Here is a 13,884-nt window from a genome sequence, read left to right on the forward strand (position 1 = left end):
CCGATTTCCGCGCGGGCGTCTGGGAGCCTGGTCCTACACTCCCGGTTGGACGAGCCCCGCCTCGTAGGCGACGATCACGGCCTGCGCCCGGTCCCTGACGCCGACCTTGGCGAAGAGGTTCGTCACGTGGTTCTTGACGGTGGAGGGGGAGACGGACAGGGCCGCGGCGATCTCGGCGTTCGAGCGGCCGCGGGCGATCAGCACGAGGATCTCGCGTTCGCGTTCCGTCAGGCCGGCGACCTCGGCCTGCACCGGCTCCCTGCGCCGCGGGGGATCCGCGTCCCGGCCGTCGGCGGCGCGTACGAACGTGCCGATCAGCCTGGTGAGCAGGCGCGGCGCGACGGCGGACTCGCCGCGGTGCACCACGCGCACGCCCTCGATCAGCTCCTCGGGGGAGACGTCCTTGGGCAGGAACCCGCCGGCCCCCGCCCTGAGCGCCGCGAGCACGTTCTCGTCCAGGTCGAACGTGCTCAGCGCGAGCACCCGGACCTCCGGCAGCTCCGCGGTGATCAGCTCGGTCGCGCCGACTCCGTCGAGGCCGGGCATGTGCAGATCCATCAGCACCACGTCGGGGCGCAGCCGTCGGCAAAGGTCCACCGCCCGAGCGCCGTCGCCGGCCTCGCCGACCACGCCCATGTCCGGCTGGGCGTCGAGCATCAGCTTGAAGCCCATGCGCACCAGCTCGTGGTCGTCGGCCAGCAGCACTTTGATCACGGTGTCTCCAGGGGGATGCGGGCGTGCACGCGGAAGCCTCCCTGCGGGGCGCGGGGCCCCGTGGAGAGCCGGCCGCCGCACAACGCCACCCGTTCGGCCATGCCCCCGAGCCCGAACCCCGGCGTCTCGGACCCCTTGGCGCTGCCGTCGTCGACCACCTCGACCTCCACGGCGTCCGGCTCGTACGCGAGCCGCACACTCGCCCGTGCGCCCGGCGCGTGCTTGCGCGTGTTGGTCAGCGCCTCCTGCACGATCCGGTAGACCGCGTGGTCCACGACGGCGGGCAGCGAAACGGGCTCGCCGGTCACGGTCAGGTGCGCGGGCAGCCCCGCCGACCTGGCCTGCTTGATCAGCGTGGGCAGCCGGTCGGCGCCCACCCCCGTGGCGGCGTCCGGCCCTTCGTGGCCGTCGGCCCTGAGCACGTCGAGCAGGCGGCGCATTTCGGACATCGCCTGGCGGGCGGTCTGCTCGGCGCTCTCCAGGGCGTTCCTGGTGACCTCCTGCTCGGCCGGGAGCGTGGCCCTGGCGCCGCCGACCAGGGCGTTGATCACCGTGATGTGGTGGGCGACCACGTCGTGCAGTTCCCTGGCGATGCGCCGCCGCTCGGCGCTGACCGCGGCGTCGGCGGCTTCGCGTCTGCCGCGTTCGTGCAGCTCGCTCCTCAGCCGGACGATCTGACCGATCCCGACGGGCACGCCGACGTTGAACAGGGCCATCACCCAGCCGCCGGTGACCTGGTCCAGCTCAAGCACCGTCGCGTACGCGGCGAACGCGCCCGCCGCGGCGATCGCGGTCGTGCGGCCGGCGGTGTAGCGGCCCAGGCTGTAGTAGGCGACGAGCGTGGGGACGTTGCTGGACGGCGTGACGTCCGTCGTCACGCCGACCACGTCGATCGCGGCGACCAGCGCGGTGACCAGAACCGGCCGGTGGCGCCGCATGAGCAGGACCACGACGGCGGCCAGGTAGGGCAGTGCGGTCAGGACCTGCGCGGTGTTCCCCATGGCGAGCATGACGGGAACCAGAAGGAGCCCGGGAAGGCCGAGCACGAGCACCAGCGTCCGGTCGAAGACCTTGGGACGCCGGAAGAAGCGGATGAGCCGGAGTAAGGATCGCGCTGGGCGCACGGTAAGACACTAAGTCACGATTCGGAGAGGCCGCGGGGAGATGTCCACCGGATGAACCCGGGCTACAACGCGATGTCTGCGCTGCGGTAACGTCGGCGGCAGAGGGCGATCGCGGAGGGGTGCATGAGCCAGTCGACACGGGTGATCTGGGACGACGCGCTCACCTCCTACGACTTCGGGCCCGGTCACCCGCTCGCCCCCGTGCGGGTGGAGCTGACCATGGCGCTCGCCCGCGAGCTCGGCGTGCTCGACAAGGTGGAGCCGGCCGGGTGCGTGCCCGCCACCGACGACGAGCTGGCCATGGTCCACGAGCGCCACTACATCGAGGCGGTCAGGCGCGTGTCCGCCGACGGCCGGCCCGACTTCGACGCCGGGCTCGGCACCACCGACAACCCGGCGTTCAAGGGAGTGCACGACGCCTCCGCGCTGATCGCCGGCGCCTCGCTGGCCGCCGCCCGCTCGGTCTGGGAGGGCTCGGCCGAGCACGCCGTCAACATCGCGGGCGGGCTGCATCACGCGATGCCCGCCATGGCCAGCGGGTTCTGCGTCTACAACGATCCGGCGCTGGCCATCGCGTGGCTGCTGCGCCAGGGCGCGAGCCGCATCGCGTACGTCGACGTGGACGTGCACCACGGCGACGGCGTGCAGGCGGTGTTCTACGACGACCCCAGGGTTCTGACGATCAGCCTGCACGAGAGCCCGCGCACGCTCTTCCCCGGCACCGGGTTCCCCGGCGAGACCGGCGCCGACGGCACGGCCGTCAACGTGGCGTTGCCCGCCGGCTGCGGCGACTCGGGCTGGCTGCGGGCCTTCGACGCGGTGGTGCCGCCGCTGCTGCACGAGTTCGGGCCGGAGATCCTGGTGACGCAGCACGGCTGCGACAGTCACGCGCTCGACCCGCTGGCCAACCTCATGCTGAGCGTCGACGGCCAGCGCACCGCCTACGCCGCCCTGCACCGCCTGGCCCATGAGACGGCGGGCGGGCGGTGGATCGCGACGGGCGGCGGCGGTTACGAGCTGGTGCAGGTGGTGCCGCGGGCGTGGACGCATCTCATCGCGGAGATCGCGGGCCATCCGATCGATCCGGCCACGCCGACGGGCGACGATTGGCGCGCGTTCGTACGCCGGCGCACCGGCGAGACGGCGCCGCTGACCATGACAGACGGTCGTCATCCGGAATTCAACGACCTTTCCGGTGGTTATGACCCATCTGACCCAATTGACCGCGCGATCATGGCGACCAGGAACGCGGTCTTCCCCCTGCACGGGCTCGACCCCCTGCCCTGACGAGGAAGAAAGCAGTGCTGAGCCGCGACGAACTCCGAGAGCACCTTGTCCGCAGCCGCATCGCCGGCGATGTCGCGACCTCCCGCGAGAACAACCTCGACCACTACAGTTCCCTGGCCAACGGCGATCCCTACTACATGCTGGGGCTGACGTTCGACCAGCCGTGGCCCTACCGCGACATCCTGGCGCTGATGGCGAAGTCCGCCGGTGTGGTCTCCGACCCGTCGCACCGCTGGGGCCAGGACACCATCGACCCCGACCTGACGATCGACGCGCTCGACGCCATGGCCGAGCGCGTCGCCCACGCGTTGTCGCGGCCCGACCCCGCCGTGTTGTTCGCCACCGGGCATCCGACCGGCCTGCTCGCCGTCCACCTGCCGCTGGCCAGGCTCTGCGTGGAGCGCGGCGCGCGGCTGCTGACCCCAGGAGAGGGCTGGACGTACACGGGGTCGGGGTTCGCCCGGCCGCGGCAGATCCGCTATCTGCAGGGCGTCGCGATGCTCGACGACAAGGGCGGGTTCGTGCACACCCACGACGCCGACCCGATGCGCCACATGCTCTCCGAGCTGCGCGGCGAGCTGCCCGACCTGGTTATCGCCGACCACGGCTGGGCAGGAGCGGCGGGAGAGGCAGGTGCGCCCACAGTGGGATTCGCCGACAGCAATGACCCGGGGTTGTTCGTCGGTGAGGCTGAAGGGAAGATTGACGTGGTTGTGCCACTTGACGACAATGTGCTACCGCGGCATTACACTCCGCTGACCGAGCGGCTCGTCACTCTGGTCTCACGAGCCCTTCGCGTCTAATTCGGTCATCCGCATACCGTCTTTTCGCGCCTGCATTCCAAGAGGCTCGCCGTCCCTTTGCCAACTTTTGGCAGAGCTCCGGCGACTCTTATGTGTGGCAACTTGGACAGTTCCAACGTCCGGGTGAGGTGCTCGACCCGGCGGCTGGCCAGCGACTTTGCTGGTTCGGCTGACAGGTGGCTCCGTCGACTGAGAAAATAGGGGGTTTGCGCACTCGGAGTCCCGACTTACGCTGACGGCAGTACACGTGCGTGAGCAATGGCACCAGTGGGGATAACCCGTAAACACGTGCGGAAGAGGCGTCCGATGGGTGCAGGCGAAAGACCTCTCAGTGAGGTGAAGTTCCTGACCGTGGCTGAAGTGGCGACGGTCATGAGGGTGTCCAAGATGACGGTGTACCGGCTCGTCCACTCTGGCGAGCTGCCGGCCATCAGAGTCGGCCGGTCGTTCAGGGTGCCTGAGCAGGCGGTACACGACTATCTGCGGGAGGCCTACATCGAGGCAGGTTAGCGTAGCGACGTGGACGACCACGCGGACGACCATGTCGTGAGTGCTGTCGCGGGAGAGGCCCGGTCGCCTGAGACGCGACCGGGTGCTCACCCCCCAATGGGCGATCTACCGCCGATCGCCGGTAGTCTGTGAGCCGGTGTGCGCTCGCACTCCGTTCAAGACTTTAGTCACGACCTGGGGGTCCCGTGGGCTCTGTGATCAAGAAGCGCCGTAAGCGGATGGCGAAGAAGAAGCACCGCAAGCTGCTCAAGAAGACGCGCATCCAGCGGCGCAACAAGAAGTAATCCCGACGCAGCTGCGAGGCGCTGATGACCCACACCGTGCTCGTCACCGGGGTCTCGCGCCACATCGGCGCCCGGGTGGCCAGCGTTCTGTCTGCCGACCCGGACATCAGCCGCGTCATCGGAGTGGACACCGTGCCGCCTCCCTCGCTCACGCGAGACGGCGGCATCTCGCTCGGACGTACGGAGTTCGTCCGGGTGGATCTGCGCAGCCCCGACATCGCCCAGGTGATCGCGGCCGCGGACATCGGCACCGTTGTGCACATGAGCCTCGTCAGCGCTCCGTCCAGGAGCGGCGGCAGGGCCGCCATGAAAGAGCACAACGTCATCGGCACCATGCAACTGCTCGGTGCCTGCCAGCGGTCGGCGACCGTGCGGCGCGTGGTGGTCCGCTCCACCACCGCCGTCTACGGCTCGTCGCCGCGCGATCCGGCGGTGTTCACCGAGGACCTGGAGCCGCACGACGGCCCCAGTCACGGCTATGCCAAAGACGCGGTCGAGGTCGAGGGCTACGTGCGGGGTTTCGCGCGGCGCCGCCCTGACGTGACGGTGTCGTTGCTGCGCTTCGCCAACTTCATGGGTCCCGGCGTCGACTCGCCGTTGACGCGCTACTTCACCCAGCCGGTGTTGCCGACCGTGCTCGGCTTCGACCCCCGGCTGCAGTTCGTGCACGAGGACGACGCGGTCGAGGTGCTGAGGCGGATGGCGACCGAGGATCACCCCGGCACGTACAACGTGGCCGGGGTGGGCGTGTTGCTTCTGTCGCAGTGCGCCAGGAGGGCGGGGCGGCCGTCGTTGCCGCTGCCCGCGCCCGCCTTCAAGACGCTGGGCAGCGCCGCGCGCGGGCTCGGGCTGGTCGAATACTCGCCCGAGCAGCTCAGGCTGATGAGCCACGGCCGGGCGGTCGACACCTCCAGGCTGGCGAACGAGCTCGGATGGCGGCCCAAGTTCACGACCGCGGCGGCCTTCGACGACTTTTTGCGCTCGCGCCGGCTGCATCCGGTCGGAGGTGTGCGGCATTGAGCGTTCCCGACGAGGACGCGCGCGTCATCCCCATCAGCGCGGCACCGTCCTACACCGACGAGCCCGAGTCCCTGGCGAGGCTGCTGGCGTTCCTGCGCAGGCGCATCACCGGCGACTACGAGGTCGACGAGTTCGGCTACGACGCCGAGTTGACGGACAAGGTCGTCCTTGAGCTGATCAGGCCCCTCTACCACCACTGGTTCAGGGTGGAGACGGCCGAGCTGAAGAACATCCCCGAGGAGGGCGGCGCGCTCGTCGTCGCCAATCACTCCGGCACGCTGCCGGTCGACGCGCTGATGTTGCAGGTCGCCCTGCACGACGAGGCGGGCAGGGCACTGCGGCTGCTCGGCGCCGACCTGGTCTACCAACTGCCGCTGCTCAGCCATCTGTCCCGCAAGACCGGCCACACGCTGGCCTGCCGCGAGGACGCCGACCGGCTGCTGCGCAAGGGCGAGCTCGTCGGCGTGTTCCCCGAGGGGTTCAAGGGCGTCGGCAAGCCGTTCTCCGAACGTTACAAACTGCAGCGCTTCGGGCGCGGCGGCTTCGTGGCCTCGGCCATCCGCGCCGGGGTGCCGATCGTGCCCACCGCGATCGTCGGGGCCGAGGAGATCTATCCCAAGCTCGGCGACCTGAAGTTCCTGGCCCGGCTGCTCGGCCTGCCCTACCTGCCGATCACGCCGTTCTTCCCGCTGCTCGGGCCGCTCGGCCTGGTGCCGCTGCCGTCGAAGTGGATGATCGAGTTCGGTGAGCCGATCCGCACCGACGACTACGACCCGTCGGCCGCCGACGACCCCATGCTGGTGTTCAACCTCACCGACCACGTACGCGAGGTCATTCAGCAGCTGCTCAACGAGCTGCGGCTGCGCCGCGGGCACGCCTTCCCGCCCTTCCTGTGAATCCTTCTCCGGCGGTGCGACCGGAGCGGCGGCGCCGGCAGGCTCGGCGCCGCGGTGGCGGGCCTCAGCCCTGCGCGCGGTAGTGCTTGCGCAGGGCGATGCCCGCGGCGACGCCGCCCGCCACGGCCCCCACGCCGGCGGCGATGGGCAGCGCCGTCAGCGTGGCCTTGCGGCCGGTCCTGAAGTCCCTGATCGGCCAGTCGTGTTTCTTGGCGTATTCGCGCAGCTCGCTGTCGGGGTTGATCGCCACGGCGTGCCCGACCAGCGACAACATCGGCAGGTCGTTGGCCGAGTCGCTGTAGGCCGTGCACTCGGTCAGGTCGAGCCCTTCTCTGCGGGCCAGCGCCCTGACCGCCTCGGCCTTGGCCGGGCCGTGGAGCAGGTCGCCGACCAGCCGGCCGGTGTAGACGCCGTTGCTGGACTCGGCGACCGTGCCGAGCGCGCCCGTCAGCCCGAGCCGCTGAGCGATGACCCTGGCCAGCTCGACGGGGGTGGCGGTGACCAGCCAGACCCGCTGGCCCGCGTCCAGGTGGCTCTGCGCGAGCGCCCGCGTGCCGCCCCAGATGCGGTCGGCCATGACCTCGTCGTAGATTTCCTCGCCGAGGCGTACGACGTCGTCGACCTTGGCCCCGGCGACGAACGCGAGCGCGGTCTCCCTGGCCACCGCGATGTGCTCGGGGTTTTCGTTGCCGCGCAGCCGGAACACCGCCTGCCCCACCGCGAACTTGAACAGGTCGGACGTGGTGAACATGCCCCGGGTGGCCAGCCCGCGCGCGAAATGATAGATCGAGGCGCCGCGCATCATCGTGTTGTCGACGTCGAAGAAGGCAGCCGACTGGAGGTCGCGCTCGACCGGCGCGACGGTGACCGCCGCCTGTGCCGCGGCCTCGCCGGCGGCCTGGGGCTCCGTTTCGTGTCGTCGTCGCAATAGCCGCCACATGCGCTTCAGCTTATCGACCTACCCGGGGGCGACCAGACCTTCGATGTAGTCGAGGTAGCCCTCGGCCTGGGCCAGCTGGTCGCGCCTGAGCTGCCGCAACATGGGACCGACGACCTCCTTCTGGTGGCGGGCGAATTTTTTGATCTTAGGGGAGCGTGGCTCGGTCCGCCGCAGCCTGCTGACGCCGGCGCGCGTGGACTCCTCCATGTCCTTCAGCGTCTTGCCGACCAGCGGGCCGCCGTCGGAGGAGCCGAGGAGGCTGGCGACCTCTTCCGCGCGGGCCTTGGCCGAGCGGAGCTCGCGTTCGGCGCGTGCGGCGTCGTTGGTGCTGAGCCCGACGAGAGCGCTCTCAGCGGCGCGCTTGAGCGGGTAGAGGGAGTCGCCGGGCACCGCCTGGTAGGTGACGAAGGACGCGGCCATCATGGCCGCCGACAGCCCGAACGCGGCCAGCTGCGACAGCAGTGGTCCGCGGCGCGCGGGACGGCGGTGCGCGTGCCCGAAGCGTACCGGCTCGTCGGGCAGGAACTCGGCGGAGACGCGCCCGCTGACCAGGTCGGCGCGCAGCCGCTCGCGGAAGACGGGATCGGGGGCGCCGCCGAGCGGCAGCCCGTGCAGCTCCGTCAGATGTTCGAGCACGCGCTCCCGCCGCTCGCGTGCCCTGCTCATGTCGGCTCCCTTACGGATCCTGCTGTGACATCTGCCTAACGAGGTGCCGATGGTGGAGGTTACGCCAGGTCGTGTTTGAGGGACCTGGCCAGCGCCCGGATGGCCCTGAACTGCAGTGCCTTGATCGCCCCGCTCTTCTTCCCCATGATCAGCGCGGTCTCCGCGAGCGACAGCCCGTGCAGGAAGCGCAGGACCACGCACTCTTGCTGTTCGGGGTTGAGCTCGCGGACGGCACGCAGCACCCGGTCGTTGATGATGGCCGTGACCACGGCGTTCTCCGGGATGTGCGAGCCGTCGAGCGGGACGTCGATCACCTCTCCCGTCGGCACCTCCAGCCGGTAGCGGCCCGACTTGAAATGGTCGGTCACCAGGTTCCGCGCGATGGTCACGAGCCAGGCGCCGAAGTCGCGGCCCTGCCAGGTGAAGTCGGCGATCCTGCGCAGCGCGCGCAGGAAGGTCTCGCTGGTCAGGTCCTCGGCGAGGGGGTGGGAGCCCACCCGGAAATAGATGTAGCGGTAGACGAGATCCACGTAGCGGTCGTAGAGCGTGCCAAAGGACTCCGTGCAGCCGTTCTTGGCATGAAGCACCAGCGTACGTATGTCTTCGGGCACTTCTTCGCGCACGGCGAGCTCGCCCGTCGGGGCAGGCGCGGCGCCCGCTGGCGCAAGCAGCCCGGTGAACGGCGACGAGTCAGGCATCCGGTATCCCTGGGGGTAAGGGGTGCGGCTGCTCGAACACTCTAGAAATCAACCGGAAATTCCACAATCCACAGCATGCTGGCATGACTAGGCGTAATCGGAAGATACCGTGTTACCGCGAATCCCCGCCGCCTGCGGCGCGCACCTCGCTGCCCTCGGTCCCCGAAGGTGGCCCGAGCAGGCACGTTTCGTCTACGGCTACCGGCTGGGAGGCATAGTCCGGCAGCATTGGAGTCACCATGGAGATCCTCGTTGCTGTCATAGCCCTTGCCGGTGCGCTCCTGGCCGCGATCGCGGCGGGCGCCCTGATCCAACGCCTGCGGGACGAGCCGGACGGCTGGCTGATCGCCTGGACCGTCGCGGTGGCGGCGCTCGCGCTGTCCCTGGGCGTGATCGCCATCGGCTCCTTCTTCGGATTCGGCAGCGTCACGTTCCGGATCTACCAGGTGACGGGATCGTTGCTGGCCCCGCTCTGGCTGTCGGTCGGCCTGGTGCAACTGCTGGCGGAGAAGGTGCCGCCGAGGTTCCTCGCGTGGCTGCTCGGCATCGCGCTCACCGTCGTCTCCGTCGCGATCATGATGTTCGACCCGCTCCGGGTCGAGGCGATGAGCAAGGAGCTGCCGTCGGCCGCGGCCGTCTGGGCGATCATCCCCAGCTACCTGCTGACCGGCGTGCACATCATCGACGCGCTCTTGATGCTGGCGATGCTCGTGGTGGCCGGCCTCAAATGGCGCAACGGCGACGAGTACGACACCGACAACCTGCACGCCTCGGCGGTCATCGTCCCGTCGGGGCTGGCCCTCGTGGGCGCGATGCGGTTCCCGGTGCCCCCGGTGTTCACCACGGCGCTGCTCGCGGTCGCCGCGGCGGCCGTCTGGTACACCGCGCTGCGGCCTCTGGCGCCGTACGACGACGATGAGGACGATTTCGGTCCCGAGCACGACGAGCGCCCGCCACGCGCTGACGATCGCTCTCAGCGCCGCGAGGAGCGGGCGCAGCACCGCGAGCAGCGGGGGGCCGTGCCGGCGGTCGCGCCACCGGTCGTCCCGCCGGTCGCTCCGGGTGAGCGGCCGATGTTCCGCGACGAGCAGCCCGCTCCCCGGGACAGGCCCGAGGGCGTCCCCACGGCCGATCCGCCGCGCAGGTCGTCGGGGCTGGGTGACCTGGTGGCCGAATATCGTGCCGGCGACCAGGAGGTCGACTACGCCGCCCGGATGGCGCCGCCGCCCGATGACGGGCCCTCGACCGGCTACATCATGAACGGCGGCGCGGCACCCGCGGGCGCGCCGCCCCAGCGGCCCGACTTCGCCATGCCGGGCACGGGCTCGGTCTTCCCCGGCGCCGACGTGTTCACCCCGGCGCAGCAGCAACAGGGCGGCGGCAAACCCTCGCCCAACATCTACGGCCTGCTCACCGTCTTCACGATCATGGACGGCGCGGGCGACGCGTTCGACCGGCTGGCCGAGGCCACCGTCGAGGCCGTACGCCGCGGCGAGCCCGACACGCTCGTCTACGCCTGCCACGCGGTCAAGTCGGCGCCGCTGCAGCGCATCGTCTACGAGCTCTACCGGGACGAGGTCGCCTACCGCGACCACCAGCGCCAGCCGCACGTCGAGAGGTTCATCAACGAGCGTCAGACGATGGTGCTGGCCACCAATGTCATCGAGCTCAACGTCAACGCCGCCAAGGTGGTGCCGCTGCCGACGGTGATGTTCTAGGCGCTCAGCGCGGCGCGCAGCCGGGCCTCGTCGACCCGCCAGAAATCGTGCTGCACGCCATCGATCAGGGTGACTGGGATCATTTCCCAGTATTTCTCCTTGAGCTCCTCGGAGGAGTCGATGCTGACCTCCTCCCACGGCACGCCGAGCTCGCCGGCCACTCTGGCGATGACCTCGCGCGCGTCGTCACACAGGTGACAGCCGGGCTTGCCGAGCAAGGTGATGCGATGCATGAGGCCAACGGTATGCGAGACGTCCGCCACTTCGTTCCCGCGACTTTGTGCATCGGTTCACAAAGGGATTAACCTGAAAGACGGTTCGATTCCGTTCACCGCGGTCCCCAAGCCGCCTGTTCCCTGGAGCTCTGGCACGTGAAGAGCCCGTCCCAACCCCGTGACCGCGGCATACCCGAGGCGACGGTCGCCAGGCTTCCGTTGTACCTGCGGGCGCTGCACGGGATGGCCGAGCGGGGCATCGCGACCGTCAGCTCCGAGGATCTGGCCGGGGCCGCCGGGGTCAACTCCGCCAAGCTCCGCAAGGATCTGTCACATCTCGGTTCGTACGGCACGCGTGGCGTAGGCTATGAAGTCGAATACCTCGTCTACCAGATCTCGCGCGAGCTCGGCCTGACGCAAGACTGGGCGGTCGCCATCGTGGGGGTCGGCAACCTCGGGCGTGCGCTGGCCAACTACGGCGGCTTCGTCTCCAGGGGTTTCCGGGTCGCGGCGCTCCTCGACGCCGACCCCGAAGTCGTGGGCGGCACCATCGCGGGATTGAATGTGGAGCACATCGACGAACTGGAAGCCGTGATCGCCGGGCGTGGAGTTTCGATCGTGGTTCTGGCGACACCGGCGGCGGCGGCGCAGAAGGTGTGTGATCGCGTGATAGCCGTGGGGGTGACCAGCATCCTGAACTTCGCCCCAGTTGTGCTTTCGGTCCCGGATGGCGTCGATGTCCGTAAAGTCGACCTATCAATCGAACTGCAGATTCTCGCGTTCCACGAGCAACGCAAGGCTGGGGGGCCACTCATGGCGGTGGACGGTCAATGAGTGTTCTGGCTATCGGACTCAGCCACCGGACCGCGCCGGTGGCCCTGCTGGAGCGTGTCTCGGTGACGGGTGACGCGCTCGCCAAGCTCCTGCACGACGTGCAGGACGATCCCTGCGTGGCGGAGGCCATGGTCGTCTCGACCTGCAACCGGGTCGAGGTCTACGTCACGGTCGACCGCTTCCACGCCGCCGTCACCGCCGTCAGCCGCCTGCTGGGCGTGCACTCGGGCGTCCCCGTCGAGGAGCTCACGCCCCACCTCTACGTGCACTACGAGGAGCGGGCCGTCGAGCACCTGTTCTCCATGGTGTGCGGCCTCGACTCCATGGTCGTCGGCGAGGGCCAGATCCTCGGGCAGGTCCGCCGCTCACTCCAGCTGGCCCAGCGCCGCGGCACCGTCGGCGCCACCCTCAACGAGCTGGTCCAGCAGGCGCTGCGGGTCGGCAAGCGAGCCCACCACGAGACCGGCATCGACCAGGCGGGCGCCTCCCTCGTCACCGCGGGCCTCGCCCTCGCCGGCGACGTGGCCGGGCGGCGGGCGCTGGTGGTCGGCGCGGGCTCCATGAGCTCGCTGGCCGCCACCACGCTGGCGAAGGCCGGGGTCACCGACATCGTCGTGGCCAACCGCACGTACGAGCGCGGCGTCCGGCTGGCCGAGACCGTCAGCGGACGGGCGGTCGAGTTCTCCGCCGTGGCCGGCGAACTGGCCGGCGCCGACATCGTCATCAGCTGCACCGGCGCGGGCCGCCACGTCATAACTCCCGGCATGCTGACCCGGCCGGTCTTCCTGCTCGACCTGGCGCTGCCGCACGACATCGACCCCGCCGTACGCTCCGTGCCCGGCGTCACGCTGGTCGACCTGGAGACGATCCAGGATTCGGGCGTCGGCGCGCGCGAGGGCGACGCCGTCGAGGCCGTACGCGCCCTCGTCGCCGAGGAGCTGAGGGCCTACCTCGACGCCGAGCGGGCCTCCAGGGTCACGCCGACCGTGGTGGCGCTGCGCAGCAAGGCGGCCGGCGTCGTCGAGTCGGAGCTCGGGCGTCTCCTCATGAGGGTTCCCGACCTGGACGAGCGGGCGCGCGACGAGGTGGCCATGACCGTGCAGCGGGTCGTCGACAAGCTGCTCCACGAGCCGACCGTGCGTGTCAAGCGGCTCGCGACCTGCCCGGGAGGCGATCATTATGCCGAAGCGCTGCGAGAACTGTTCGACCTTGATCCGTCGATGCCCGAGGCCGTGAGGGAGGTGGAGCTGTGACATCGCTTCCGTCCACCCTGCGGCTGGGCACCCGCCGCAGTCTGATGGCGACCAAGCAGTCCCAGATGGTCGCCGACGCCTACGTCCAGCGCACCGGCCGCGCGATCGAGCTGGTCGGCATCACGACGTTCGGCGACGTGACCAAGGCGCACCTCGCGCAGCTCGGCGGCACGGGCGTGTTCGTCAGCGCGCTGCGTGACAAGTTGTTCGACGACGAGGTCGACTTCGCCGTGCACTCGCTGAAGGACCTGCCCACCACGCAGGATCCGCGTTTCACGCTGGCCGCGCTGCCGGCCCGCCACGACCACCGCGACGCGCTGGTCGGGCCGCGCAAGTTCGCCGACCTCGCCCCGGGAGCCAGGGTCGGCACCGGTTCGCCCCGCCGGGTCGCCATGCTGAGCGCGCTGCGACCCGACCTCGACTACGTCCCGATCCGCGGCAACGCCGACACGCGCATCGGCAAGGTCACCTCCGGCGAGCTCGACGCCGTCGTGCTCGCCTCGGCCGGCCTGCACAGGATCGGCCGCGACGCGGAGATCGCGCAGATCTTCGAGGTCGAGGAGCTGCTGCCCGCACCCGGGCAGGGCGCGCTGGCGGTGGAGTGCCGTGCCGACCGCGCCGACCTGGTCGAATTCCTCGGCGTGCTCGACGACCCGCGCACCCGCTCCGCGGTGACCGCCGAACGCGCGGTGCTCAACGCTCTCGAGGCGGGATGCTCCGCACCGGTGGGTGCGTTCGCGGCCGATGACGGGCACACTCTGAACCTGACCGCAGTGGTCGTCTCGATCGACGGCCGCGAGGCGGTCCGCAAGTCCGCCGCCGGCTCTCCTTCGGAGGCTGCTAACCTGGGCCGCCTCCTGGCGACCGAGATGATCTCCGCAGGGGCCGACAGATTGATGGGGGAGCAGTCCCATTGAGCTCC

Annotated in this window: 16 protein-coding genes; 10 read left to right on the plus strand and 6 right to left on the minus strand. The window is 69.9% G+C overall.

What is annotated here, in order from left to right; translation table 11 throughout:
- Positions 1-33: 33 nt before the first annotated feature.
- Both GUY59_RS00080 and GUY59_RS50445 read right to left on the minus strand, forming a co-directional pair.
- Complete coding sequence (locus tag GUY59_RS00080; RefSeq protein ID WP_138198699.1) at positions 34-714, minus strand: response regulator; 681 nt, start codon at positions 712-714, stop codon at positions 34-36.
- Entirely contained in the window at positions 711-1,838 is a 1,128-nt protein-coding gene (locus GUY59_RS50445) for a sensor histidine kinase (RefSeq protein WP_138198698.1), read from the minus strand. Before GUY59_RS50445 ends, GUY59_RS00080 begins: the two co-directional genes overlap by 4 nt.
- A gap of 123 nt (positions 1,839-1,961) precedes the next feature.
- Between GUY59_RS50445 and GUY59_RS00090 the strand changes: the two genes are divergently transcribed.
- The 6 genes from GUY59_RS00090 to GUY59_RS00115 all read left to right on the plus strand — a co-directional run bounded on the left by GUY59_RS00090 (position 1,962) and on the right by GUY59_RS00115 (position 6,638).
- Positions 1,962-3,125 (plus strand): acetoin utilization protein AcuC, encoded by a 1,164-nt coding sequence (locus GUY59_RS00090; protein ID WP_201760335.1) that lies wholly within the window; start codon positions 1,962-1,964, stop codon positions 3,123-3,125.
- Between the two features lie 14 nt (positions 3,126-3,139).
- Positions 3,140-3,928: a phosphatase gene (locus GUY59_RS00095; RefSeq protein ID WP_138198697.1), complete on the plus strand. Its 789-nt coding sequence runs from the start codon at positions 3,140-3,142 to the stop codon at positions 3,926-3,928.
- Positions 3,929-4,234: 306 nt separating this feature from the next.
- A complete protein-coding gene (locus GUY59_RS00100; protein ID WP_026214222.1) occupies positions 4,235-4,438 on the plus strand; it encodes a helix-turn-helix domain-containing protein in 204 nt (67 codons plus the stop codon).
- 185 nt (positions 4,439-4,623) lie between these two features.
- Entirely contained in the window at positions 4,624-4,722 is a 99-nt protein-coding gene (locus tag GUY59_RS00105; RefSeq protein ID WP_018654693.1) for a 30S ribosomal protein bS22, read from the plus strand.
- A gap of 24 nt (positions 4,723-4,746) precedes the next feature.
- Positions 4,747-5,742, plus strand: a complete 996-nt coding sequence (locus GUY59_RS00110) for an NAD-dependent epimerase/dehydratase family protein (RefSeq protein ID WP_138198696.1) — start codon at positions 4,747-4,749, stop codon at positions 5,740-5,742.
- Positions 5,739-6,638 (plus strand): lysophospholipid acyltransferase family protein, encoded by a 900-nt coding sequence (locus tag GUY59_RS00115; protein ID WP_236666680.1) that lies wholly within the window; start codon positions 5,739-5,741, stop codon positions 6,636-6,638. Before GUY59_RS00110 ends, GUY59_RS00115 begins: the two co-directional genes overlap by 4 nt.
- A 64-nt stretch (positions 6,639-6,702) precedes the next feature.
- Here GUY59_RS00115 and GUY59_RS00120 read toward each other — a convergent pair whose 3' ends face one another.
- From GUY59_RS00120 to GUY59_RS00130, 3 genes are read right to left on the minus strand one after another with little or no spacing between them, the layout of a single operon-like run.
- On the minus strand, positions 6,703-7,578 hold the full coding sequence (locus tag GUY59_RS00120) for an HAD family hydrolase (RefSeq protein ID WP_138198694.1): 876 nt from the start codon (positions 7,576-7,578) through the stop codon (positions 6,703-6,705).
- 18 nt (positions 7,579-7,596) lie between these two features.
- The gene (locus GUY59_RS00125) at positions 7,597-8,244 is read right to left on the minus strand and encodes a DUF5667 domain-containing protein (RefSeq protein ID WP_138198693.1); all 648 of its coding nucleotides are present in this window, start codon (positions 8,242-8,244) and stop codon (positions 7,597-7,599) included.
- A 59-nt stretch (positions 8,245-8,303) separates the two neighbouring features.
- Complete coding sequence (locus GUY59_RS00130; protein WP_138198692.1) at positions 8,304-8,942, minus strand: sigma-70 family RNA polymerase sigma factor; 639 nt, start codon at positions 8,940-8,942, stop codon at positions 8,304-8,306.
- Between the two features lie 239 nt (positions 8,943-9,181).
- Here GUY59_RS00130 and GUY59_RS00135 point away from each other — a divergent pair, with 239 nt between their 5' ends.
- Positions 9,182-10,660: an antibiotic biosynthesis monooxygenase gene (locus GUY59_RS00135; RefSeq protein ID WP_138198691.1), complete on the plus strand. Its 1,479-nt coding sequence runs from the start codon at positions 9,182-9,184 to the stop codon at positions 10,658-10,660.
- On the opposite strand, the gene GUY59_RS00140 is transcribed toward GUY59_RS00135, so the two are convergent.
- A complete protein-coding gene (locus GUY59_RS00140; RefSeq protein ID WP_138198690.1) occupies positions 10,657-10,893 on the minus strand; it encodes a glutaredoxin family protein in 237 nt (78 codons plus the stop codon). The genes GUY59_RS00135 and GUY59_RS00140 overlap by 4 nt on opposite strands.
- A gap of 138 nt (positions 10,894-11,031) precedes the next feature.
- On the opposite strand from GUY59_RS00140, the gene GUY59_RS00145 reads away from it, so the two are divergent.
- The 3 genes from GUY59_RS00145 to hemC are packed head-to-tail and all read left to right on the plus strand — an operon-like array spanning position 11,032 to position 13,879.
- On the plus strand, positions 11,032-11,709 hold the full coding sequence (locus tag GUY59_RS00145; RefSeq protein WP_138198689.1) for a redox-sensing transcriptional repressor Rex: 678 nt from the start codon (positions 11,032-11,034) through the stop codon (positions 11,707-11,709).
- On the plus strand, positions 11,706-12,962 hold the full coding sequence (locus tag GUY59_RS00150) for a glutamyl-tRNA reductase (protein WP_138198688.1): 1,257 nt from the start codon (positions 11,706-11,708) through the stop codon (positions 12,960-12,962). The genes GUY59_RS00145 and GUY59_RS00150 overlap by 4 nt, the downstream gene beginning before the upstream one ends.
- The gene (gene hemC / locus GUY59_RS00155) at positions 12,959-13,879 is read left to right on the plus strand and encodes a hydroxymethylbilane synthase (RefSeq protein ID WP_138198687.1); all 921 of its coding nucleotides are present in this window, start codon (positions 12,959-12,961) and stop codon (positions 13,877-13,879) included. Before GUY59_RS00150 ends, hemC begins: the two co-directional genes overlap by 4 nt.
- Positions 13,880-13,884: the final 5 nt, after the last annotated feature.

The sequence above is a fragment of the Nonomuraea sp. K271 genome (genome assembly GCF_009908215.1).
GTDB classification, from domain to species: Bacteria; Actinomycetota; Actinomycetes; order Streptosporangiales; family Streptosporangiaceae; genus Nonomuraea; species Nonomuraea longispora.